The sequence below is a fragment of the Nonomuraea sp. NPDC001684 genome, assembly GCF_053596515.1.
On record NZ_JBSFGJ010000130.1, the window covers coordinates 1 to 21,821 of the forward strand.

Consider the following 21,821-nt stretch of genomic DNA (forward strand, 5'->3'; position numbering starts at 1 on the left):
GCGGATGGCGAGCAGGGCGCGCAGCGTGGCCGCGTCGGCCATCATCCACGCGTCGGTCATCTGCTCGAAGTCGGCCCCCTCGGGCACCGGCGCGTGGCACAGCAAGCCCCGCACGGAGCTCACGGCCCTGGCCGAGGAGCTGGCCAGCCACGGGTACGCGGTGGCCGCCATCGACCACACCTACGAGAACGTCGCCACCTCCTTCCCGGACGGCCGGGTCACCACCTGCGTCACCTGCGAGATCGACGACAAGGGCCCGGCCTGGTGGGCGAAGCTGGAGAAGAGCCGGGCGGCCGACGTGTCCTTCGTGCTCGACCGGCTCACCGGCGCGCACGCGCCGTGGAAGGGGTCCCGCCTGATCGCCCCGTCCAGGATCGCCATGGCCGGTCACTCGGCGGGCGGCGCCGCCACCGTCGCCTCGATCGCGGCCGACACCCGGCTGCGCGCCGGCATCGACCTCGACGGCAGCGTGGAGACGACGCTCCCGGAGGCCGGGACGTCCCGGCCGTTCCTGTTCCTGGGCAAGCCCTCCTCGTACACGCCGGGCACGGGCGAGCCGGCCGCCACGTGGGAGCGCGTCTGGGCGCGGCTGACCGGATGGAAGCGCTGGCTGCTGCTGACGGGGGCCGCGCACACGTCCTTCACCGACCTGGGCGTCCTGATGGACCAGGTCGGCATCGAGGACGGCGCCGCCGTGCCCGGCGCCCGCGCACTCGGCGTCACCCGCGCCTACGTCACCGCCTTCTTCGACCGGCACCTGCGCGGTCAGCCCCGGCCCCTGCTGGACAAGCCGTCGGCCGACGTCCCCGAGGTCAGGTTCTGCAGCCCGGAGGACAGGACCTGCGAATGACCCGGGGGCGTCTGTACGCGGGGCCGTTCCGGCGGGCATGATGAACGACCATCGGTCCGTCTCCTTGGAGCGTCCATGGATCGTCTGTTCGTGCGGCTGGCCCTCTACGTGGTCAGGTTCGCCGGGGCCGTCGCGGGGGTGTGGGGGGTCGCCTACGCCGTCAACGGCGCCACGCAGGCCGGCGGGGAGATGGTCGTTCGCGTCCTCCCCCGCTTTGAGGCCGCCGAGCGGCTCGGGCTGAGCGGGGTGAAGCTGCCCCGCGGCCTCTCCCTGGGAGGCGGGGAGCTGTCGCTGCGGGTCTGGGACTCGACGGCGGCCGAGCAGGTGCTCTTCCGGGCGGACGTGCTGGTCGGCGGCCTGTGCGCGCTCGTCGCCGCCCTCCTGGTCGGAGGGCTGCTGACGTCGGTGTTCGAGGGCGAGCCGTACCGCCGCGGCAACGCGGCGCGGGTCGCCTGGCTCGCCGTCCTCGCGCTCGTCTCGGGAGCGGCCCAGGCGCTGCCCGCGCTCGCGGTGGCCGCCGTGCTCGACCGCGCGGGGGCGGGCGGGACGTTCGGGCCGCCGTCCGGGTTGTCGTGGCCGCCGTTCGCGGGCGCGGCGCTGCTGGCGGCGCTGGCCCTGGCGCTGCGGGCCGGACGCCGGGCCCGCGCCGACGTCACGTCCGTCCCATAGTGTCGCGATCATGACGATCGAACTGCGCGCCGTCCGCGAGGACGACCTGGCGTTCCTGACCCGCCTGATCGGCGACCCGGACAGCAGCGGCGAGTACCAGTGGTACGGCTGGCAGGACCCCCACCGCCTGCGCCGCCTCTGGGAGGAGAACGGGATGCTCGGCGAGGACGGCGGCATGCTCGTGATCGCCTCCGGCGAGGACCGGGCGGGCCTCGTGTCGTGGCGCAGGCAGCTCACCTCCCGGGTGTCGTACTGCTGGGAGACGGGCCTCATCGTGGCGCCCGGCTTCCGCGGCAAGGGGCACGGGACGCGGGCGCAGCGGCTGCTGGCGCGCTACCTGTTCGACCACTCACCGGTCAACCGGGTGCAGGCGACCACCGAGCTCGGCAACGTGGCCGAGCAGCGGGCGCTGGAGAAGGCCGGTTTCACCCGGGAGGGCGTGCTGCGCGGCTGCGGCTTCCGCGCCGGCGAGTGGCGTGACGGCGTGATGTACGGCATCGTCCGCGCCGACCTGGACCGGACCCCGGCCCCTCCGGGCGGCTGACCAGCGGCGGCGCGGACCCCGGCGGAGATCAACACGGGCTCAACGGATCCTCAACACCGGCGCCCCTACGTTGCGATCACACGATTCCGCACCAAGGGGGAGCACATGCGCAACCTTCCAGCTCTGGCGCTCGCCGCGGTGGTGGCCGGCGGCCTCCTGACCGTCGCCTCGCCCGCCGGCGCCTCCGTCCAGGACGCCCGGCAGGTGTCCCGGACGCAGGCCGCCGGGCCGATCAACTACTCGTGCGGCGCGCGGCTGCGGGTGAGCCGGGACGTGCCCAGGAGCACCTGGCACCGCATGGCGAAGGCGAAGGGCCGCCGCGGCACGGTCTACCTGTACGAGGCCGACGGCGTCTACCGCGGCCGGAACGTGTGGTGGGCCTGGGGCACCAGCCTGCGCTCCGGCGACCGCATCTCCATCGACTGGACCGACGACGGAGGCCGCACCTACCACGCCTGCCACGCGGTCGTCCGGGGCGGCGGACGCCGCAGCGTCACGTCGTACGCGGTGGACGCCCCGAACGGCCGCAAGTTCCGCGCCTGCGTGAAGGCCGCGGGCAAGTGGTCGTGCACCCGCGGCTGGTGGGAGATCAGGTATTCCTGACCGGCCGGTCCGCCGGGCAGGGCGTGCGAGCTGCGGCGATACGACCGCGACCGCTTGACATACCGGACAACCGGCACATAGTGTCCCGTCAATCGGCAGGCACAGACGAAGAGATCCCTGTCAGTGGTCTTCGTCTGTGCCTTTGTCGTATCCGGACCGCTGGCAAGGGATCACACCCCCCTGAAAGGCGGCTGGGCATGAGCGACGCCCCCGTGCAGAACACCTCGGTCACGCGGATCCGCAACGCCGGAGACGCGGCCGACGTCATCAACACCCTGACGAGGCTGGCCGGCCGGGCCAACTGGATCTGGTTCCTCGCCCTGGCGGGCCTGTTCCTGGACGCCTACTCCAACGCGGCCCTGGGCGCCGGCCTGTCCCCCATGGTCAAGCAGCTCGGCCTGTCGCCGGGCCAGGTGGGCGTGCTCACCGCCATGGCGCCGGCCATCGCCATCATCTCCAACCCGTTCGGCGGCTGGCTGGCCGCCCGGATCGGCCGGGTCAAGCCGCTGCTGCTGACCAAGGTGGTGTTCGCGCTCGGCGCGCTGCTGACCGCGTCCGGCTCCGACTTCCAGACCGTCTTCGCCGGCCGCGGCCTGGTCGGCATCGCGTACGGCATCGACTTCGCGGTGGCCATGGCGCTGCTGGCCGAGTACACGCCGTCCGCGCTCAAGGGCAGGCTCAACTTCTGGCAAGGCGTCTGGTACACCGCCACCACCACGAACCTGCTGCTCACGCTGGTGTTCTACCGTTTCGACGTGGGCGCGGACATCTGGCGCTGGTCGGTGGGCTCCTCGGCCGTCTTCGCCGTCGTGCTGCTGGTGCTGCAACTCGCCTTCCTGGTGGAGAGCCCGACGTGGCTGGCCGCCAAGGGACGGCTGCGCGACTCCGCCGCGGCCCTGCGCCGCATGTACGGCTTCGCCGTCCAGGAGGACGCCGGGCGGGACGGCGTCGCGGCCGAGCAGGGGCGGCAGGTGGGGTTCGGGGACGCGGGCGTGCTGTTCCGCAGGCCGTACCTGCCGCGCACGGTGTTGTCCACGGTCATCTCGCTCACCCAGGCCATGCAGTACTTCGCGGTCGGCTGGTACCTGCCGGTGATCAGCCTGGAGCTGTTCGGCAAGGAGTTCGAGAAGGCCACGATCGGGTCGATGGCGTTCAACGCGGTCGGCATCGTCGGCGGCTGCCTGGCGGCCTACACGGGCCGCCGCCTCGGCCTGCGGGTCAGCTCGATGGCCGGGTACGCGGTGGTGTTCGTGGCGCTGCTGGTGATGGGCGCGACGTTCAAGGAGCTGCCGGTCGCGCTGGCCGCGCTGCTGCCCGTGCTGTTCATCTTCTTCCACTCCGCCGGGCCCGGCCCGAACGGCAAGTCGATCGCCGCGCTGTCCTACCGCAGCGACATCCGCACCCTGGGCACCGGCGTGACCGGCATGCTCGGCAGCCTCGGCTCGGTCGCCGGCCTGTACCTGTTCCCGCAGTTGCAGGCGGGCATCGGGGTCGGCGCCAGCCTCATGGTGCTCTCGGTGGTGCCGCTGGTCGGCCTGGTCACCTGCCTGCTGATCAAGTGGGACCCCACCCGCGTGGCGGTCAACCTGGAGGAGGAGGAGATCGCGCTGCGGAAGAGGGACGAGCGCCGATGACCGGCCGTACCCGGCGCGGGATCCTCAGCGTCGACGAGGGCACCACGGGCACGCGCGCCGCCGTCGTCCTGGACGACGGCTCGGCGGCCCCGCCCGCCTACCGGCCCATCTCGGTCCACTCCCCCGACCATCTGCGGGTCGAGCAGGACGCCATGGAGATCTGGGCGAAGACCGCCGAGGTCTGCGCGCAGGCCCTGGAGTGGGCGCGGGCGCACGACGTCGAGGTCACCGGCGTGTCGATCGCCACCCAGCGCGCCACCGTGCTGCTGTGGGACACCGTCACCGGCGAGCCGCTCACCCCCGCCGTGGTCTGGCAGGACCGCCGCTACGCCGCCCGGCTGCGCCAATGGGAGCCCGGCTGGGACGCCCGCCTGGTCGAGCACACCGGCCGGCCGGTCGGCTCGCGCGCGCCGCTGCTGTGGGCCGCCGACGTGCTGCGCGACGACCCGGACGTGCGCCGGGCGCACGAGGCGGGACGGGTGGCCTTCGGATCGGTCGACACCTGGCTGGTGTGGCGGCTGACCGGCGGCGCGCGGCACGTCATGTCCGCCACCAACGCGGTCGCCGCCGGCGCCTATGACCTGCGCACCGGCGACTGGTACGAGCCGTGGCGGGACTTCCTCGGCTGCCCCCGCGACGTGCTGCCGCAGATCCTGGACGAGGACGGCGACTACGGCCACACCGACCCGTCGGTGCTCGGCGTGCGGCTGCCGGTGTTGTCGGTGATGGGCGACCAGCACGCCGCGATGATCGCGCTCGGCGCGCACCGGCCGGGCCAGGCGATGTGCGTGCACGGCACGGGAACGTTCCTGGACGCCGTGGCCGGCGACCGGCCGCCCGCTCATCGCCGGGCGGTGCCGGGGGTGCTGACGCTGGTCGGCTGGCGTTCGCGCGGCGCGGCGGTGTTCAGCCTGGAGGGCTACGCCGCCACGACCGGCTCGGCGGTGCGCTGGTTGTGCGAGGAGATCGGGCTGTTCGACTCCCCCGCCCAGCTGACCGCGCTGGCCCGCGAGCATCCCGGGCCGAGCCGGGTGCGGTTCCTGCCCGCGCTGGCCGGGATGCGCACCCCGGTCTGGTCGCCCGAGGCCACCGGCGTCCTGACCGGGCTCAGCCTGTCCACCACCCGGGCCGAGCTGGCCCGGGGCGTCCTGGAGGGCATCGCGCACTCGGTGTGCGACCTGCTGGACGGGGTGGAGCAGGCGCTCGGCGCGCCGGTCACCGATCTGTTCTGCGGCGGCGGCCTGGCCAGCAGCGACGTGCTGATGGCGAGCCAGGCCGACCTCGTCGGGCGGCCGGTCCGCCGCGCCCGCGCCAACGAGACGGCCAGCCTGCGCGGCGCCGCCTACCTCGGGGGCGTGCGCGCGGGGCTCTGGCCCGACCTGCCCGCCGCCCTCGCCGGGCTCGGCGACGTCCCCGTCTTCGAGCCCACGTTGCCCGACGCCGCCCGCGAGGAGGCCCGCGCCGCCTGGCGTGACCTGCTCTCCCGGCACATCTCGTACCAACAGGAGGAATTCCCCTCGTGATCCGGCTTCCAGAACGCAAGCCCAGATCGGAGACCAGGAGCGCCATCCGGCGCACCCCGCTGCGGCTGGACCGTCAGGCGCAGATCGAGCGGCTGGCCGCGAGGCCGGTGGACGTGCTCGTCGTCGGCGGCGGCGTGACCGGCTGCTACGCCGCGCTGGACGCCGCCACCCGCGGCCTCAGCGTGGCGCTGGTGGAACGCGACGACTTCGCCTCGGGCACCTCCTCCAAGTCCTCCAAGATGGTCCACGGCGGCCTGCGCTACATCGAGCAGGGCAACCTGCCGCTGGTGCGCCGCTCGCTGCTGGAGCGCCAGCGGTTCCGCCGCAACGCGCCCCACCTGGTGCGGCGGCTGCCGTTCGTGCTGCCGATCCTCGCCCAGGACGGCGTCTTCGACGCCCGCATCGCCAAGGCCTTCGAGGGCCTGCTGTGGACCTACGACCTGGCGGGCGGCTGGCGCATCGGCCGGCTGCACCAGCGGCTCAGCGTGGCCGAGGTGCTGGCCAGGGCGCCGCGGCTGCGCGCCGACCGGCTCAAGGGCGGCCTGCTCTACTACGACAGCCGCACCGACGACGCCCGCCTGACCCTGACCATCGCCAGGACCGCCGCCCACTTCGGCGCCACCGTGCTGAACGGCGCCACCTGCCGCGAGCTGGTCAAGGAGGGCGGCCGGGTGCGCGGCGCCCGCGTCGAGGTGGACGGCCGCACGGTCGAGGTGCGCGCCGGGGTCGTCGTCAACGCCACCGGCGTGTGGACCGACACCCTGGACGCGCTGTCCGATCCGGCGCACCGGCCGCGGGTGCGTCCGGCCAAGGGCGTGCACATCGTGGTGCCGTGGACGCGGCTGCCGGTGGACGGCACGGTCACCGTCCCGGTGCCCGGCCGGGCCCGCCGTGCCACCTGCACCCGCTGGGGCGACGTGGTCGTGGTCGGCACCACCGACACCGACTACGACGGCTCGCCCGACGAGGTGCTGTGCACCCGCGAGGAGATGCAGTACCTGCTCGACGGCGCCAACACCGCCTTCGACGCCGATCTCACCCCGGACGACGTGATCGGCTCGATCGCCGGGCTGCGCCCGCTGGTCGGCGAGAAGGAGGGCGCCACGCTCGACATGAGCCGCGACCACCGGATCATCACCGACGGCTTCGGCCTGGTCACGGTCACCGGCGGCAAGCTGACCACCAGCAGGCACATGGGCGAGCTGGCCGTGGACGAGGCGCTGAAGGTGCTCGGCCGCAAGGCCCGCTGCCGCACCGCGCGGCTGCCGCTGCTCGGCGGCGCGGGCTACGACGCCGAGGCGACCACCGCGACCGGCGGGCTCGGCGCCCACCTGGGCGAGCGGTACGGCACCGAGGCCAGGTTCGTCGCCGACCTGATCACCGAGGACCCGACGCTGGCCGGGCCGGTCGTCGAGGGCAGCGAGTACCTGCGGGCCGAGGTGGTCTACGCGGCCCGCTGCGAGCTGGCCAGGAACGTGGACGACGTGTTGTCGCGGCGCACCCGGATGCGGGTCTTCGCCCGCGACCTGTCGGTCGAGGCGGCTCCCGAGGTGGGCCGGCTGCTCCAGCGCGAGCTCGGCCTCTCCGACGACGAGGTGGCCCGGCAGGTCGAGGACTACGTACGCGGCGTGGACCGCGAGAAGAGCGTTCTGATGGAGGGACTTTCATGATCAGCAGGCAGACCGTCACCCATCCGTTCAACCGCGGCGACTCCGTCGGGGGCGCGCCCACGCCGCCGCGCTGGGCCGCCGACTGCCCGCCGGGGAAGGGCCCGGCCAGCCTGCAGGGCCAGGTCGTGCCGGTCCCCGAGCGCGTGGTGGCCGCGCTGCGCGCGCTCGGCGCCGCCGTGCACACCGACCGGGACGAGGTGATCCTGCGCACCCGCGACTGGTGGGCGGGCACCTCCATCGGCGAGACCGACGGCCGCCCGGCCACGCCGGAGGCGGTCGTGGTCGAGGTGGACGAGGAGGAGCAGGTGGCCGCCGTGGTCCGGATCTGCCACGAGCACCGCATCCCGCTGACCGTCTCGGCCGGGCGCAGCAACGTGCTGGGCGCCGCGCTGCCCGTGCACGGCGGCGTCGTGCTGGACGTGTGCCGGCTCAACCGCATCCTGTCCTTCGACGCCGAATCCATGATCGTCGAGGTGCAGGCCGGCATGTTCGGCGACCTGTTCGAGAAGGAGCTGCAGGAGACGCACGGCGCCACCACCGGCCACTGGCCGTCGGCGTTCGCCATCTCCACCGTCGGCGGCTGGGCCGCCTGCCGCGGCGCGGGCCAGCTCTCCACCCGCTACGGCAAGATCGAGGACATGGTGGTCGGGCTGGACGTGGTGCTGCCCGACGGCACCACCGCCAGCTACGGCACCTACCCGCGCGCCGCGGTCGGCCCCGACCTGCGGCAGCTGTTCATCGGCTCGGAGGGCACGCTCGGCGTCATCACCCGGCTGCGGCTGCGTACGCACCGGCTGCCCGACTACGCGGTGGGCATCGCCTACGGCTTCGACACCTTCGCCGCCGGGCTCGACGCGTGCCGGGAGATCCTGCAGCGCGGCGCCACCCCGGCCGCGCTGCGCCTGTACGACGCGCACGAGAGCGGCACCCACTTCGGCGAGCCCGGCACCAACCTGCTGCTCGTCGCCGACGAGGGCGACCCGGTGCTGGTCGACGCAGTCATGAAGATCGCCGACGAGGTCTGCGCCGAACGCGCGTCGGTGAAACTGGACGGCGCGGCCGTCTTCGCCCGCTGGCTGGACGAGCGCATGATCGTCGGCAAGGCCGCCGACGGCTTCGTCCGGGGGCCGGGGTTCGTCTCCGACACCTGCGAGATCGCCGGGCCGTGGGCCGCGCTGCCCGCCCTGTACGACGAGGTCGTGGCCGCCATCGAGGCCGTCCCCGGCACGCTGCGCGCCTCGGCCCACCAGTCGCACGCCTACACCGACGGCGCCTGCCTGTACTTCTCGCTGCGCGGCGACGTCGAGCGCGACCAGCGGCGCGCCTGGTACCGGGCCGCCTGGGACGCCGCCGCCGAGGTGCTCGTCAGGCACGGCGCGGCGATCAGCCACCACCACGGCGTCGGCCTGCTGCGCTCGCCGTACATGCGGGACGCGCTGGGCAGCGGCTACCCCACGCTGGTGGCGGTCAAGCAGGCGCTGGACCCCCGGGGCATCATGAACCCCGGCAAGCTGGGGCTGCCCGCACCCTTCGAAAACACGGCGCACTAAGGTGGATGCGGTGAACTCTCGACACAAGGGTCCGCTGGATCAGCGCCTGCTCGCCGCCCTGGCCGAGCATCCCGTCGCCGCGTCGCTGGTGGGGGTGGAGATGGTCGAGCGGTTCACCTCCTCCGCCACGCCGATCGGCATCCTGGCCTCGATCCCGCTCGGCGACCTGGCGGCCACGGTCCAGCGCACGGTGGCCGCCCGGAAGATCGCATTCGTCAACATCGACTCCACCCCCGGCCTGGGGCACGATCCCGGGGCGCTGGCCTACCTGCAGGGCATCGGCGCGGTCGGGGTCGTCTCCACGCGGCAGGCGATGATCGAGCGGGCCACCGGGCTCGGGCTGCTGACCATGCAGAAGGTGTTCGTCACCGACCGGTCGAACCTGCGGCGCAGCCTGCAGTCCATCACCCGGTCGCGGCCCGACCTGGTGCAGCTCATGCCGGCCATGGTGCTGCGGCACGTCGAGCGGCAGGTGCGGGCGGTGGGCGTGCCGTGCCTGGCCGCGGGGTTCGTGCAGAGCGCGGACGACGTGGTGGAGGCGCTGCGGCACGGGGCCGTCGGCGTGTGCACCTCCGACGAGGAGCTGTGGGGGCTGCGCCGCTCGGCCCTGCGCGCCTCCTGATCCGTCTTCATCCGGAAGGACCTTGCGATGACGCCTGCCCGCGTGTGGGAGACCGCCGCCGCCACGGCGCCCGTCCGGCGCGCCGGGAGGCGGTGGCCGGTGGCGCCCGGGGTGTTCGTCGTCCTGTGGAGCAGCGCGTTCATCGCGGGGATCCCGGGGGTCAGGGCGGCGCCGCCGCTGTTGCTGATGTTCGGCAGGTTCGCCGTCGCCGGAGTGTTGCTGGGGGCGTACGCGCTGGTCAGGCGGGTGCCGTGGCCCCGGGGGCGGGACCTGGCGCACGTGGCCGTGGCCGGGCTGCTGATGCAGGCCGTGCAGTTCGGCGCCTTCTACAGCGCGCTCGGCGCGGGCCTGCCGGCCGCGGTCGTGTCCCTGGTGCAGGGGCTGAACCCGGTGGTCATCCTGCTGGTCGGCCGGGTGCTGGGCGAGCGGGTCGGCGCCGGGCAGTGGGCCGGGTTCGCGCTCGGCCTGGCCGGGGTGGTCCTGGCGGTGGCCGACCGGATCAGCCTGTCCGCGTCCGGGGTGGCGCTGTGCCTGCTGGGGCTGGCCGGGCTCAGCGCGGGCACCCTCTACCAGCAGCGGTACGCCCCCCGCATGGACGCGCTGAGCGGCACCGCGGTGCAGCTGCTGGTCAGCGCCCCCGCCGCCGGGCTGGCCTGCCTGGCGCTCGGCCCGGTCCGGGTGTCGGACTGGACGGCGTTCGGGCTGTCGGTCGGCTGGATGGCGCTGGTCAACTCCATCGCGGCGTTCATCCTGCTCAACCGGATGTTGCTGCGCTCCCCGGCCAGCCGGGTGAGCACGGTGTTCTTCCTGACCCCGGCCGTGACCGCCGTGCTGGCCTGGTCGCTGGCCGGGCAGCCGCTGCCCCCGCTCGCCGTGGCCGGGCTCGTCCTGGGCGGCTGCGGGGTGCTGCTGGCCAACCTCTCGACACGAAGAAGGGCGAACTGATGCGCATTCGCGGCGCGGTCCTGGAGGAGATCGGCCGGTCCCGGCCCTACGCGGAGTCGCGGCCCCTGACGGTCTGCGACCTCGAACTCGATCCGCCGGGGCCGGGCGAGCTGCTGGTGCGGGTGGAGGTGGCCGGCGTGTGCCACTCCGACCTGTCGGTGGTGGACGGCAACCGGGTGCGTCCCGTGCCCATGCTGCTCGGCCACGAGGCGGCGGGCGTGGTCGAGCGGACCGGGCCGGGCGTCGACGACCTCGCCCCCGGGCGGCGCGTCGTGATGACCTTCCTGCCCAGGTGCGGCGGCTGCGCCGGCTGCGCCACCGAGGGCGTGACGCCCTGCCTGCCGGGCAGCGCCGCCAACAACGACGGCACCCTGCTGAGCGGCGCGGTCCGCCAGCACAGGGACGGCGTCGCGGTGCTGCACCACCTCGGGGTGTCGGCGTTCGCCACGCACGTGGTGGTCGACCGGCGCTCGGTCGTCCCGGTCGATCCCGACGTGCCGGCCGAGGTCGCCGCCCTGCTCGGCTGCGCCGTGCTGACCGGCGGCGGCGCGGTGCTCAACGCGGGCCGGCCGCGCCCCGGGCAGACGGTCACGGTCGTCGGGCTGGGCGGCGTGGGCATGGCGGCGCTGCTCACCGCGCTGGCCCTCGACGACGTCCGGGTGATCGGCGTGGACGCCAACCCGGCCAAGCTCGCCATGGCCCGCGAGCTGGGCGCGCACGAGGTGTACGGCCCGGACGAGCTGCCCGGTGAGGCGGACGTCGTGGTCGAGGCGGCGGGCAGCGCGCGGGCGTTCGAGACCGCGGTGACCGCGACGGCCCCCGGCGGCCGCACCGTCAGCGTGGGCCTGCCCGCGCCCGGCGCCCGCGCCTCGATCTCGCCGCTCGCGCTGGTGGCCGGCGGGCGCAGCGTCATCGGCAGCTACCTGGGCTCGGCGCTGCCGGCCCGCGACATCCCGGTGTTCGCCCGGATGTGGCGCGAGGGCCGGCTGCCGGTGGAGCGGCTGGTCTCGGCCCGGATCGGCCTGGCGGCCGTCAACGAGGCGATGGACCAGCTCGCCGACGGCGCCGCCCTGCGCCAGCTGATCGTCTTCGACGGCTGACCGCCGGGGCCGGGCGCTACCCGGACGCGACGACCAGCGTCTGCGGGCCGCCTGCTTCATCCGGCCGCGGGCCCAGGTCATCTGGGTGGCGGTCTCGTCCTCGCAGTCGCCGGGTCTTGCCGTCCATGTGCGCCGTCCTCGCGCGGCCCGTACGGCGTGCGCGAACCCCACGGGTCGGCGATGCGGCCAGACATTCCGGCGGCTCCTTCCGGGGTGGGAGATCCGGACCGCATACCCCCACCTGGCCGTCCCATGCCATCGCCGTGGCCCGGCCGTCGGAAAACGGGATGCGGCCGGCCCCCGTCCGGGGTGAGGATAGCCGCGCACGGCCGTCGGAGCCGTCCCCCGGACGAGGAGCGTGCCATGAGCGCCGCCGGAACCGCTCACCCGCAGGTCACCGTCCGCACGGGCCGGCTGCGCGGCCGGATCGAGGGCGGCGTGGCCGTCTTCCGCGGCGTGCCGTACGCGCGCCCACCGGTGGGCGGCCTGCGGCTGGCCGCCCCGGCGCCGCCCGAGGCGTGGGACGGCGTGCGCGAGGCCGCCGCGTTCGGCCCGCCGCCGCCGCAGTCCAGGCTGCTGGGCGCCGCCGGCGACGCCGGCACCGACGGGAACTGGCTGACCGCCAACGTGTGGACCCCCGACCTGGGCGCGACCCGGCTGCCGGTGATGGTGTGGATCCACGGCGGCGGCTACATGTACGGCTGGTCCGGCGACCCGCTCTTCGACGGCGGCGTGCTCGCCCGGGACGGCGTCGTCGTGGTCACCGTCAACTACCGGGTCTCCGCCGAGGGCTTCGGGCACTTCCGCGGCGCGCCCGCCAACCGCGGCCTGCTGGACCAGGTGGCCGCCCTGCGCTGGGTGCGCGAGAACGCCGCGGCCTTCGGCGGCGACCCCGACCTGGTCACCGTCTTCGGCGAGTCCGCCGGAGCCGGGAGCATCGCGGCGCTGATGACGATGCCCGGCGCGGCCGGCCTGTTCCGCCGGGCGATCGCGCAGAGCGTGCCGGGCCTGTTCTTCACCCCCGAGCTGGCCGCCGATCTCGCCGCCGCGGTGGCCGCCGAGCTGGGAGCGGCCCCGCACGCGGACGAGCTGGCGCGCCTGCCGCAGGAACGGCTGATCGAGGCCGGCGACGCGGTGGCGGCCGGCATGGGCGGCAGTCCGCGCTGGGGCCTGGCCGCGCACGTCCGCACGCCGTTCGCGCCGGTCGTGGACGGCGAGGTGCTGCCCGCGACGCCCTGGCGGTCGCCGGCAGGCGGGGTGGACCTGCTCGTGGGGCACAACCGCGACGAGTACCGGCTGTTCATGGCGCTCGGCGGCGAGCTCGGCCAGGTCACCGCCGAGCAGGCGGCCGCCGCGCTGCGGGCGCTGGCCCCCGACCCGGCGGCCTACCGGGCCGCCCATCCGGAGGCCGGCGACGAGCGGCTGTACGAGCTGGTCCACTCCGACTGGCTGTTCCGGATGCCGTCCGTACGGCTGGCCGAGGCCCACGGCGGGCGCGGCCGGGCTCACCTGTACGAGCTGACCTGGCCCGCCCCCGGCATGGGCGGGATGCTCGGCGCGTGCCACGGGCTGGGCCTGCCGCTGACGTTCGGCAACCTGACCGCGGGCGCGGCCGGGCTGCTGCTCGGCCAGGAGCCGCCGCCGGAGGCCGCCGAGCTGTCGGCCCGGGTGCGGGCGGCGTGGACCGCCTTCGCCGCGACCGGAGACCCGGGCTGGCCGGCGTACGAGCCGCGCGAGCGGCTGACCTGGATCATCGACGCCGAGCCGGGCACGGCGGCGTACCCGGAGGAGGCGTCGCGCCGGTTGTGGGCCGGGCACGCCTTCGACCCGCTCCCGCTGGCGGCGTCCGGGCCGGCGTGAGCACCGGTCACCGCGGGCGGGCCGGGGTCAGTCGCAGGACTGGGTGCTGACGGGGTTCGTGGCCGTGGCGGCCTGGCGGGCGTCGGGCGCGACCTCGCCGGCGGTCAGCGCGTAGCCGGTCTCCACCTGGCCGGCGACGGCGGCGAAGATCACGCCCAGCACGCGGCCGTCCACGGCGAGCAGCGGGCCGCCGGAGTTGCCCTGCTGGATCTTGCCCCGGACCAGGTAGACGTCCCTGGTCACCTGCGAGGCGTGGTAGATGTCGGGGCTGCCGGCCCGCTGCCGCGCGGCGACGCGGGCGGGCTCCGGCGTGAAGCCGCCGCCGTTCGGGTAGCCGGCGACCAGCGCGTCCTGACCCTCCCTGGCCCGGGTGTCGAAGGAGAGCGGGGGCAGCCCGAGGCCGGGGACGTACAGGACCGCGACGTCCCGCCGGGGGTTGTACCAGACGACCTGCGCCGGGTGCGGCCGCTGCTGGTGGTCGACCACCTGCAGGTCCGTGTCCACCCCGGCCACGACGTGCGCGTTGGTCATGATGTGGTCGGGCGCGTACGTGAAGCCGGTGCCGGTGATGCGCTTGCCGCAGGAGGAGGCGGTCCCCTGGACCTGCAGGATGCCCGTCCTGGCCTGCCGCAGCGCCGGGCTGCGCAGCACGGCCACGTCCGGCGGCGGCACCCGGACGGGGCTCATCCCGGCGATGGTGTCGAGCACCGGCGGGAAGTCGGACCGGTCGATGAACCGCTTGAAGGGCCGCTGCCAGTTCCGCGCCGCCTCGGGCGCCGCCGCGTCGAGCGTGGACAGCAGCGCCGAGCCGCGGATCTGCTCCACCACCAGCGTCCACGGGCCGGACACCAGCAGGCTGCCCACGAGCCAGGCGACCAGCAGCACGAACGTGGCGTTGACCAGCCCGCCGCCCAGGGAGTCCAGGATCCGGGCCGGTTCGCCGGGCAGGTACGTGCGTAACCGCACCCCCAGGGTGGACGCGGCGAACTGGCCGGCCAGCGCGATCAGGAACACGATGACGACCGCGAAGGCCGTCTGCGCGATGTCGCCGGTCACGAGCGCGTTCGTCACGGCGGGGGCGACGGCGATGCCCAGCACGCATCCGGCGACGAACCCGATCGAGCTCGTCACCCCGACGACGAACCCCTGCCGGAACCCCGCCACGCCGAACCCGACCACCAGAACGACCAGGACGACGTCGAGCAGATCACCGGACACAAGCAAAGACAATCATCTTTTCCCCCACAAGGGAGGATCAAGTCCGGTACGCCGGATTTCCTTGATCGGCGAGCGGGTCAGTCAGCCATGCCGATGACCTGCCGGACCGTCTCCGGACGGCCGAGCGCGGCGAGCATGGCGTGGGCGACGTCGGCGCGGGAGACGTACCGGCCGCCGGGCACGTTCTGGCCCACCGCCGTCCGGTAGGCGCCGGTCAAGGGCTTGTCGGTGAGCTGCACCGGCCGGACCAGCGTCCAGTCCAGGCCGCTGTCGCGCACGGCGTCCTCCATGACGGCCAGGTCCAGGTACTGCGGGCGCAGCGCGGCCTTGACCAGCGGATACACCACGTATCGCAGGAACGGCCCGTCGCCCGGGTCGTGCCGGGGCGGGTTGGGGCGGCCCGGCGAGGGGGTGGTGCCCACCGGGGCGGCGCTCACCACGACCAGCCGGCGGGCTCCGGCGGCCTCCATGGCCGCGAGGATGGCCTTGGTGCCCCGGGACGCCACCCCGGCCGCGGCGTTGTTCGGCGGGCCGAGCGCCGACAGGACGGCATCGGCGCCCTCGACGGCGGGCCGCAGGTCGCCTGCCTCGGCCGTGGTCAGGTCGGCGACGGGCACGACCCGGACCGGCAGCCCGTCCAGCCTGGCCGGGTCGCGCACGACCGCCGTGACGTCGTGCCCCTGGGCCAGTGACTGGGCGAGCAGTTGCCGGCCGACGCCGCCGCCGGCGCCGAAGACGGTGAGTTTCACGAATCACTCCAAGGTTGCCGAAAGGGTCCGCTGCGAACAGCCACCCGTAAGACGGAGTGAGCCCGCCGAAGGTGACGTCCCGCCAGGCCCTCAGCCCCGGGCGCCCGGACGTCGGCTGCCGGGCCCGCTCAGAGGTCGGCCGTGACGTCGGGGACGTACCCCCCGGCGCGGCGCGGGGGACGCCGGTAGCCGGTGGCGGGCGGTCGCGGCGGGATCTCCAGCGGCGCCCGCTCGACCCGCCGGTAGGGGATCGTGGACAGCAGGTGCGCGATCATGTTGATCCTGGCCCGCCGCTTGTCCTCGCTCTCCACCTCGTACCAGGGCGCCTCGGGGATGTCGGTGTGCACCAGCATCTCGTCCTTGGCCCGGGAGTACTCCTCCCACCTGGTGATCGACTCCAGGTCCATCGCCGACAACTTCCACCGGCGCATCGGGTCCGCCAGCCGGTCGTGGAAGCGCCGCTCCTGCTCGGCGTCGCTCACCGAGAACCAGTACTTGCGCAGCAGGATCCCGTCCTCGACCAGCAGCCTCTCGAAGATCGGACATTGGTGCAGGAAGCGCGTGTACTCCTCCTGCGTGCAGAACCCCATCACCCGCTCGACCCCGGCCCGGTTGTACCAACTCCGGTCGAACAGCACGATCTCCCCCGCGGCCGGCAGGTGCTCGACGTACCGCTGGAAGTACCACTGCGACCGCTGCCGGTCGGTCGGGACGGGCAGCGCGGCGATCCTGGCCACCCGCGGGTTCAGGTACTCGGTGACCCGCTTGATCGTGCTGCCCTTGCCCGCGGCGTCGCGCCCCTCGAAGATCACCACGACGCGCCGCCCCTCGGCCCGCACCCACTCCTGCAACTCCACCAGCTCTTCCTGGAGGCGGAGGAGTTCCTTCTCGTACGGCTTGCGGCGCAGCCTGTCAGTCCCCATGCCTGCGGATTCTAGAAGGGCGCCGCGCTCACCCCAGGACGTCGGAGAGCGGACGCCGGGGCGTGCCCTTCTCCTCGAAGGTGACCCCCAGCCGCATGATCATCTGCGGATGCTCCCCGGAGCACAGCTCCAGCCGCAGGAACTCCCGCAACAGCTCCAGCTCCAGGGCCTGCGTGTGGAAGGCGGCGCTGACCCCGTGCGCCGACGCCTGCAGCAGCACCCGCTGCAGCGCCTGGCCGGTGGCCAGCCAGTCCCGCCGGTCGTCCGCCCGCGTGGTCAGCACGGCGACCACCCCGACGGCCGTCTCGTCCTGGCCGCCCGGCGCGCCCCAGCCCTGCCGCCACGCGTAGTGACGCTGGGGGAAGACCGCCTCCGTCGGCGCGCCCTCTCGCGGGTAGCTCCCGGCCGGCACACCGTCGGCCCGCGTGCTGCCCGGCGGCCTGGCCCATCGCACGACCTCCAGCCCGAACCGCTGATCCTGCTCCTGCACGCCCTGCGCCGCCCGGGTCAGCGCGGCCAGCACCTCCACCGCCTCCGCCGACCGGACGGGCGTCAACCGGACCCCCTCGCCCATCGCCGCCCTCACCAGCGACTCCACGAACGCGTCAGGGACCGGGACGTCGGCGAAACCCGCCCGATGCGTGTGACGCCGCTCGATCTCGCCCGCGAGCACCCGCGTCACCTCGTCCGGCTCGCTCTCCCGGCCCGGCCGGACCGTCGCCAGCAACCCGGGCCGATCGGGATCCGGCAGGACCCGGACGACCGGCTCGAAACCCGCGCGCCGCATCGCGACGCACATCGTGAACAGCGCCGCGCCACAACTGATCACCAGCTCCCGCCCGGTCACGTCACCGGCCTTGAGCTGCCTGCCGGTGTCGGCCTTCAACCCGATCTCCACGTCGGAGACCGAGAAGGTCCACGGCTGGGTGTTGTGCACGGAAGGGGCCCATCGAGCGGCCTCGACCGCCGCGTCCATGGCCTGTCTCGGCGAGCACGTGCTCATGGTCCACCTCCAGAAGACGACCGCGTCGAAATGTTCGGTCTTCTCTGTCCGGCCTACCCCGCCAGGATGAGACCTCCCAGGACGCCAGGCACAGGGCCGGAGGACCCGCGCCACGAGGGTCCAAGGACACTTCCGGGGCCGGCGCGAGTGCCGGAGGGCCACGGAGTTCAGGACGTCCGGCGGTGTCGCCCCGCGGTCGCGCGCGTCAGTCTGGGACCAGGATCGTTCACGGGAAAGAGATGATGATCATGGTCCCGATCCGTTCCCTCCTCGCCGCCGCCCTGGCGGTGACCGTCACCGGCGTGCCGGCCTTACCCGCGCGGGCGGCGCGGCAGGCCGCCGTCCCCGTCCTGGTCGGCATCCGGGCCGCGCACCTGCCCGGCCTGGACCGGCTGGTCTTCGAGTTCCGCGGCCCGGTCCCGGCCCGGCACGACGTGCGCTACGTGTCCCGGCTGGTCGCCGACGGCTCCGGACGGACGGTCGGCGCGGTCGGCGACGCCCTCCTCCAGGTCCGCTTCGACCAGGCCGACGGCCACGACCGCCGGGGCCGGGTCACCTACGGCCCCACCCGCCGCACCTACGCGCTGCCCGGCGTCGTCCAGGTCGTCAACACCGGGGACTTCGAGGCCGCGCTCACCTTCGGCGTCGGGCTGGCCAGGCGCGTGCCCTACCAGGTCCGCACGCTCACCCGGCCGAGCCGGGTCGTCGTCGACCTCACCACGTCCTACCGGACCGTGTCCGTACGCGACCACTTCCTCGACACCACCGCCCGGAGCCCGCGCACGGCGGCCGTGACCCGCCCGGTGGCCCCGCCGGCGACCGCCTACGGCGCGCTGCAACGGCTGTTCGCCGGCCCGACCGAGGCCGAACGGGCGCGCGGCCTGCGCTTCGTCAGCTCCAAGGCCACCGGCTTCGGCAGGCTGACCGTCGCGGACGGGATCGCCAGGGTCCACCTGACCGGCCCGGTCGACGGCAGCGGATCGGCCTTCACCATCGCCGACCAGATCAGGCCGACGCTCAAGCAGTTCCCGGCGATCCGGTGGGTCAAGATCTATGACGCGGCGGGGCGTACCGGGCATCCCGCCGGGCCGTCGGACTCGATCCCCCGTTCGCTGGCGCCCGGCTGAGGCCGGCCGGGGTGCCGCTTGGCACGTCTTCCCAGGAGAACGGCCATGTTGATCTTCTTGGTTCGTTCATGATGGCGGGGTGACCACGCCTTGTCCTCCGTGATCCGTACGCGGGGCCGCCCCGTCCGTCCTGACGGACTCGGGACGAAGGTCCTCCCGTCAAGAGCCGCCCGCCCCTGCCGTCCCCGCCGGGGCGCCCGCACAGTGCTTCAAGGAGGTGTCCGTTGAAAGCGTTGATCGACCTTCTGGCCCGGCGCGTACGCCTGTACCGTCCCGACGGCAATCCCCTGCGCCGCCGTTCCGACCGGCTGGAGGCGCTCGCGGTGCTGGTGACCGGGCTCGTGGTGCTGGCGGGCGTCTGGCCCGCCGTCCTCGTGGGCCGGCTGGCCTACGAGGGCGCGCTCCACGAGGAGAGCGCGCACGCCGTGGGGCGGCACCAGGTCAGGGCGACGCTGCTGGCCGACGCGCCGGCCGCCCGCGTCGCCCTCACCGAGATGCCGGTGGGCGAGCAGCGGGCGATGGCGAGCTGGACGACGTCCTCGGGCGCGGCGCGCAGCGGCCCGGTGCCGGTCCCCGGGGTGGCCAGGGCCGGTTCGACGGTCCCGTTGTGGATCGACGCCGCCGGCCGGCCCGTGCCGCCGCCCACCGCCCGTACCGTCCTGCGGACGAGGGGCGTGGTGACCGGCCTCCTGCTCATGTCCGTAATCGCCCTGGCCGCCGCGGGCGGGTTCACGGCGTTCCGGTGGTGGACGGATCGGCGGCGGTACCGGGAATGGGAGGTCCAGTGGGCGCGGGCCGGCGAGGACTGGGGACGGCGGCGCAGCCCCTGATCGCGCCGCCCTCCCGTCACCACGGCTCACGGGCCCTGATTCACCGGCTCGCGGGGCTCTGATTCGCGCCGCCCGTCCTTCACCGCGGCTCGCGGCCCCCGGCGTCGTCGGCGGGACGGATCACCGCGACCGGGCAGCGCGCGTGGTGCAGCACCCCTCTGCTGACCGAGCCGAGCAGCAGCGAGCCGAACGCGCCCCGGCCGCGGGAGCCGACCACCAGCAGGTCGCAGGGCGCGCCGGTGATCGCCTCGACCGGATGGGCGCTCTGCACGTCCTCCACGATCGTCACCTCGGGATGCCTCTCCCGCCATCCGGCCGTCCTGGTCCGGATCACCGCGCGCTGGGCGGCCCGGACCTCGTCCACGTCGTAGGCGATCTCCGGCGCGAAGGCGTGCACGGGGATCTGCCAGGCGTGGATCAGGCGCAGCGTGGCGCCGCGCAGCCTGGCCTGCTCGAAGGCGTAGCCGATGGCCGGCTCGCAGACGCCGGAGTCGTCGATCCCGACGCCGACCTCGCCGACCCGCTCCGGCGGGTCCGCGCGCACCACCACCACGGGACACCGCACCTGACCGGCCACCTGCGTGGTCACCGATCCGAGCAGCGCGCCGGCGAACCCGCCCAGCCCCCGGTTGCCGATGACCAGCTCGTCCGCCCGCCGCGCCTGATCCTGCAGGACGGCCGCGGGCGTCCCCTCCACGATCTCGGCGTGCACCGGCACGGACGGCTGCCGCGCCCGGACGGCCGCCTCGGCCCGCTCCAGCACCCTGGACGCCGCCAGCAGCAGGTTGTTCCACTGCCCGAAGTCGGGAAACCTGCCGACGCTGTACGGCTGCCGGTCCAGGGCGTGCACGATGTGCAGCTCCGCGCCCGTACGCGCCGCGTCGTCGGCGGCCCAGCCCAACGCGGCGTCCGACGGAGCGGACCCGTCCACGCCGACCATGATCCGTCCCGGCATGCTGCCTCCCGGCCGTGGATCTTCCTCGGTCCCCGCCTGCCCAAAGTCAGGAGCGGGCGAAGAAACCCCAAGTTCGCGGGCCGGAAGCCGTCCGGAGCCGCCCCGGATCGCCTCCGCCGTCAGATTTCTCCAAGTTTTGGGGCTGGCGATCCTGTCCGCTCACCTCCCGGACGGCTGAATGAGTAGGGGAGGTATTGAGCGATGTCTGAGCTGGTCGTGGTGGGTGTCGACGGATCGCCGTCCGGGTTCGACGCCGTGGCGTGGGCTGCCGACGACGCCTTCAGGGCGGGGGCCGCGCTGCGGATCGTGTCCGTGGTGGAGACCTGGCCGTACCAGGTTCCGCAGATCGCCGCCGTCGAGTGGGAGAGCTCGATGACCGAGCGCGCGCGGGAGATCCTGGCCAAGGCGCAGGAGATCGTCGGCGAACGCCGGCCCACGGTCGAGGTGAGCACCCGGGTCATGACCGGGAAGGCGTCGGTCGCCCTCCGGGAGCAGGCGGCCGAGGCCGCCGAGCTGGTGGTGGGGCGCAGGGGGGCGGGCGGCTTCGCCGGTGCCGTGCTCGGCTCGGTCAGCATGAGCGTGGCCGGTCAGGCGCCCGGCCCGGTGGTCGTCGTCCGCGACGGGGACGCCGCCTCCCACGACGAGGTCGTCGTCGGCGTGGACGGCTCCCCCGCCTGCGAACCGGCCCTCGACTACGCCTTCCGGCAGGCCGAGCTGCGCGGCGGCAGCCTGCGGGCGGTGCACGCCTGGCCGCTGCCGTTCGCGCTGGCGCCCGACTTCTCCTGCGACATCGAAGCGCTGCGGGAGAGCCACCTGCGCGTCACCAGGGAGCAGCTCACCCCGTGGCAGGAACGGCATCCCGACGTCAGGGTGATCGCGGACGTCCAGTGCGGCCACCCCGTCAAGACGCTCGTCGCCGCGGGCGACCGGGCTGACCTGCTGGTGCTCGGCTCGCAGGGCAGGAGCGGGCTGGGCTCGTTCGTGCTCGGCTCGGTGATGCGCGGCGTCCTGCACCACGCGCGCTGCACCGTCGCGGTGGTGCGCGAGCGATCTTGAAGCGGCGGCGGGGACTCCCGGCCCGCCGTCCAGGGACCAACGCCCCTACGGCGGGGCCGCGTCGCCGGATGGGATGGAGTCAGGACCGAGAACCCCCGAGGTGAACGATGAACCTGACCGTCGAGGACGTGATGACCCGCGAGGTCGTCTCCGTGGGCGCCGCCACCCCGTTCAAGGAGATCGCCGAGGCGCTGGCCGGCCGCGGGATCGGCGCCGTGCCGGTGCTCGACGACGACCGGCACGTCATCGGCGTCGTCTCCGAGTCCGACCTGCTGTGCAAGGAGGAGTTCCGCGAGCAGTTCCCCGGCGAGGGCTACCGGCCGCCGCTGCTGTCCCGGGTGCGCCACCGGCCCGGCGGCAGGAAGGCCACCGCGGTCACGGCCGCGGACC

General features: G+C 74.3%; 21 protein-coding genes. 16 read left to right on the forward strand and 5 right to left on the reverse strand.

Annotated elements, in window-relative coordinates; genetic code table 11:
- From ACWCSD_RS23165 to ACWCSD_RS23220, 12 genes are all read left to right on the forward strand, one after another.
- Positions 1 to 850 (forward strand): alpha/beta hydrolase family protein (locus tag ACWCSD_RS23165; protein WP_449917729.1); only part of this gene is annotated, 850 nt, incomplete at its 5' end.
- Between the two features lie 75 nt (positions 851 to 925).
- Positions 926 to 1,519 (forward strand): hypothetical protein, encoded by a 594-nt coding sequence (locus ACWCSD_RS23170; protein WP_449917731.1) that lies wholly within the window; start codon positions 926 to 928, stop codon positions 1,517 to 1,519.
- A 10-nt stretch (positions 1,520 to 1,529) separates the two neighbouring features.
- The gene (locus ACWCSD_RS23175; RefSeq protein ID WP_449917733.1) at positions 1,530 to 2,063 is read left to right on the forward strand and encodes a GNAT family N-acetyltransferase; all 534 of its coding nucleotides are present in this window, start codon (positions 1,530 to 1,532) and stop codon (positions 2,061 to 2,063) included.
- Between the two features lie 105 nt (positions 2,064 to 2,168).
- Positions 2,169 to 2,666 carry a hypothetical protein gene (locus tag ACWCSD_RS23180; RefSeq protein WP_449917735.1) on the forward strand — a complete coding sequence of 166 codons (498 nt, stop codon included), beginning with the start codon at positions 2,169 to 2,171 and terminating at the stop codon, positions 2,664 to 2,666.
- Positions 2,667 to 2,863: 197 nt separating this feature from the next.
- A complete protein-coding gene (locus ACWCSD_RS23185) occupies positions 2,864 to 4,300 on the forward strand; it encodes an MFS transporter (RefSeq protein ID WP_449917738.1) in 1,437 nt (478 codons plus the stop codon).
- Entirely contained in the window at positions 4,297 to 5,823 is a 1,527-nt protein-coding gene (locus ACWCSD_RS23190; RefSeq protein ID WP_397160113.1) for an FGGY family carbohydrate kinase, read from the forward strand. The genes ACWCSD_RS23185 and ACWCSD_RS23190 overlap by 4 nt, the downstream gene beginning before the upstream one ends.
- The gene (locus tag ACWCSD_RS23195; protein ID WP_449917741.1) at positions 5,820 to 7,493 is read left to right on the forward strand and encodes a glycerol-3-phosphate dehydrogenase/oxidase; all 1,674 of its coding nucleotides are present in this window, start codon (positions 5,820 to 5,822) and stop codon (positions 7,491 to 7,493) included. The genes ACWCSD_RS23190 and ACWCSD_RS23195 overlap by 4 nt, the downstream gene beginning before the upstream one ends.
- Entirely contained in the window at positions 7,490 to 9,043 is a 1,554-nt protein-coding gene (locus tag ACWCSD_RS23200; protein ID WP_449917743.1) for an FAD-binding oxidoreductase, read from the forward strand. The genes ACWCSD_RS23195 and ACWCSD_RS23200 overlap by 4 nt, the downstream gene beginning before the upstream one ends.
- A 10-nt stretch (positions 9,044 to 9,053) precedes the next feature.
- Positions 9,054 to 9,665, forward strand: a complete 612-nt coding sequence (locus tag ACWCSD_RS23205) for a glycerol-3-phosphate responsive antiterminator (RefSeq protein WP_364334559.1) — start codon at positions 9,054 to 9,056, stop codon at positions 9,663 to 9,665.
- A 27-nt stretch (positions 9,666 to 9,692) separates the two neighbouring features.
- Positions 9,693 to 10,610, forward strand: a complete 918-nt coding sequence (locus ACWCSD_RS23210; RefSeq protein WP_449917747.1) for a DMT family transporter — start codon at positions 9,693 to 9,695, stop codon at positions 10,608 to 10,610.
- Positions 10,610 to 11,710, forward strand: a complete 1,101-nt coding sequence (locus tag ACWCSD_RS23215; RefSeq protein ID WP_449917750.1) for an alcohol dehydrogenase catalytic domain-containing protein — start codon at positions 10,610 to 10,612, stop codon at positions 11,708 to 11,710. Before ACWCSD_RS23210 ends, ACWCSD_RS23215 begins: the two co-directional genes overlap by 1 nt.
- A gap of 363 nt (positions 11,711 to 12,073) precedes the next feature.
- Complete coding sequence (locus ACWCSD_RS23220) at positions 12,074 to 13,570, forward strand: carboxylesterase/lipase family protein (protein ID WP_397160103.1); 1,497 nt, start codon at positions 12,074 to 12,076, stop codon at positions 13,568 to 13,570.
- Positions 13,571 to 13,597: 27 nt separating this feature from the next.
- Here ACWCSD_RS23220 and ACWCSD_RS23225 read toward each other — a convergent pair whose 3' ends face one another.
- The 4 genes from ACWCSD_RS23225 to ACWCSD_RS23240 all read right to left on the reverse strand — a co-directional run bounded on the left by ACWCSD_RS23225 (position 13,598) and on the right by ACWCSD_RS23240 (position 17,463).
- Positions 13,598 to 14,788 carry a MarP family serine protease gene (locus tag ACWCSD_RS23225; RefSeq protein ID WP_449917754.1) on the reverse strand — a complete coding sequence of 397 codons (1,191 nt, stop codon included), beginning with the start codon at positions 14,786 to 14,788 and terminating at the stop codon, positions 13,598 to 13,600.
- A 77-nt stretch (positions 14,789 to 14,865) separates the two neighbouring features.
- Positions 14,866 to 15,537, reverse strand: a complete 672-nt coding sequence (locus ACWCSD_RS23230; RefSeq protein ID WP_397160099.1) for an NAD(P)-dependent oxidoreductase — start codon at positions 15,535 to 15,537, stop codon at positions 14,866 to 14,868.
- Between the two features lie 128 nt (positions 15,538 to 15,665).
- Positions 15,666 to 16,460 carry a polyphosphate kinase 2 gene (gene ppk2, locus ACWCSD_RS23235; RefSeq protein WP_449917757.1) on the reverse strand — a complete coding sequence of 265 codons (795 nt, stop codon included), beginning with the start codon at positions 16,458 to 16,460 and terminating at the stop codon, positions 15,666 to 15,668.
- 28 nt (positions 16,461 to 16,488) lie between these two features.
- Positions 16,489 to 17,463, reverse strand: coding sequence for an Acg family FMN-binding oxidoreductase (locus tag ACWCSD_RS23240; RefSeq protein ID WP_449917760.1), 975 nt, complete (start codon positions 17,461 to 17,463; stop codon positions 16,489 to 16,491).
- 248 nt (positions 17,464 to 17,711) lie between these two features.
- Here ACWCSD_RS23240 and ACWCSD_RS23245 point away from each other — a divergent pair, with 248 nt between their 5' ends.
- Both ACWCSD_RS23245 and ACWCSD_RS23250 read left to right on the forward strand, forming a co-directional pair.
- A complete protein-coding gene (locus tag ACWCSD_RS23245) occupies positions 17,712 to 18,590 on the forward strand; it encodes an AMIN-like domain-containing (lipo)protein (RefSeq protein WP_449917763.1) in 879 nt (292 codons plus the stop codon).
- A gap of 224 nt (positions 18,591 to 18,814) precedes the next feature.
- Positions 18,815 to 19,420 carry an Rv1733c family protein gene (locus ACWCSD_RS23250; RefSeq protein ID WP_449917765.1) on the forward strand — a complete coding sequence of 202 codons (606 nt, stop codon included), beginning with the start codon at positions 18,815 to 18,817 and terminating at the stop codon, positions 19,418 to 19,420.
- A gap of 79 nt (positions 19,421 to 19,499) precedes the next feature.
- Here the strand turns inward: ACWCSD_RS23250 and ACWCSD_RS23255 are convergent, their stop codons facing one another.
- Entirely contained in the window at positions 19,500 to 20,375 is an 876-nt protein-coding gene (locus ACWCSD_RS23255) for a universal stress protein (protein WP_397160089.1), read from the reverse strand.
- Between the two features lie 201 nt (positions 20,376 to 20,576).
- Here ACWCSD_RS23255 and ACWCSD_RS23260 point away from each other — a divergent pair, with 201 nt between their 5' ends.
- The gene (locus ACWCSD_RS23260) at positions 20,577 to 21,431 is read left to right on the forward strand and encodes a universal stress protein (RefSeq protein ID WP_358293618.1); all 855 of its coding nucleotides are present in this window, start codon (positions 20,577 to 20,579) and stop codon (positions 21,429 to 21,431) included.
- Between the two features lie 107 nt (positions 21,432 to 21,538).
- Positions 21,539 to 21,821: CBS domain-containing protein (locus tag ACWCSD_RS23265; protein WP_449917768.1), on the forward strand; the 283-nt coding region annotated here is incomplete at its 3' end.

Bases quoted from the DNA above. Each gene is read 5' to 3' on its own strand.
- ACWCSD_RS23170 (WP_449917731.1), top strand. From the start codon at position 926: ATGGATCGTCTGTTCGTGCGGCTGGCCCTCTACGTGGTCAGGTTCGCC.
- ACWCSD_RS23175 (WP_449917733.1), top strand. From the start codon at position 1,530: ATGACGATCGAACTGCGCGCCGTCCGCGAGGACGACCTGGCGTTCCTG.
- ACWCSD_RS23180 (WP_449917735.1), top strand. From the start codon at position 2,169: ATGCGCAACCTTCCAGCTCTGGCGCTCGCCGCGGTGGTGGCCGGCGGC.
- ACWCSD_RS23185 (WP_449917738.1), top strand. From the start codon at position 2,864: ATGAGCGACGCCCCCGTGCAGAACACCTCGGTCACGCGGATCCGCAAC.
- ACWCSD_RS23190 (WP_397160113.1), top strand. From the start codon at position 4,297: ATGACCGGCCGTACCCGGCGCGGGATCCTCAGCGTCGACGAGGGCACC.
- ACWCSD_RS23200 (WP_449917743.1), top strand. From the start codon at position 7,490: ATGATCAGCAGGCAGACCGTCACCCATCCGTTCAACCGCGGCGACTCC.
- ACWCSD_RS23210 (WP_449917747.1), top strand. From the start codon at position 9,693: ATGACGCCTGCCCGCGTGTGGGAGACCGCCGCCGCCACGGCGCCCGTC.
- ACWCSD_RS23215 (WP_449917750.1), top strand. From the start codon at position 10,610: ATGCGCATTCGCGGCGCGGTCCTGGAGGAGATCGGCCGGTCCCGGCCC.
- ACWCSD_RS23220 (WP_397160103.1), top strand. From the start codon at position 12,074: ATGAGCGCCGCCGGAACCGCTCACCCGCAGGTCACCGTCCGCACGGGC.
- ppk2 (WP_449917757.1), bottom strand. From the start codon at position 16,460: ATGGGGACTGACAGGCTGCGCCGCAAGCCGTACGAGAAGGAACTCCTC.
- ACWCSD_RS23240 (WP_449917760.1), bottom strand. From the start codon at position 17,463: ATGAGCACGTGCTCGCCGAGACAGGCCATGGACGCGGCGGTCGAGGCC.
- ACWCSD_RS23245 (WP_449917763.1), top strand. From the start codon at position 17,712: ATGGTCCCGATCCGTTCCCTCCTCGCCGCCGCCCTGGCGGTGACCGTC.
- ACWCSD_RS23255 (WP_397160089.1), bottom strand. From the start codon at position 20,375: ATGCCGGGACGGATCATGGTCGGCGTGGACGGGTCCGCTCCGTCGGAC.
- ACWCSD_RS23260 (WP_358293618.1), top strand. From the start codon at position 20,577: ATGTCTGAGCTGGTCGTGGTGGGTGTCGACGGATCGCCGTCCGGGTTC.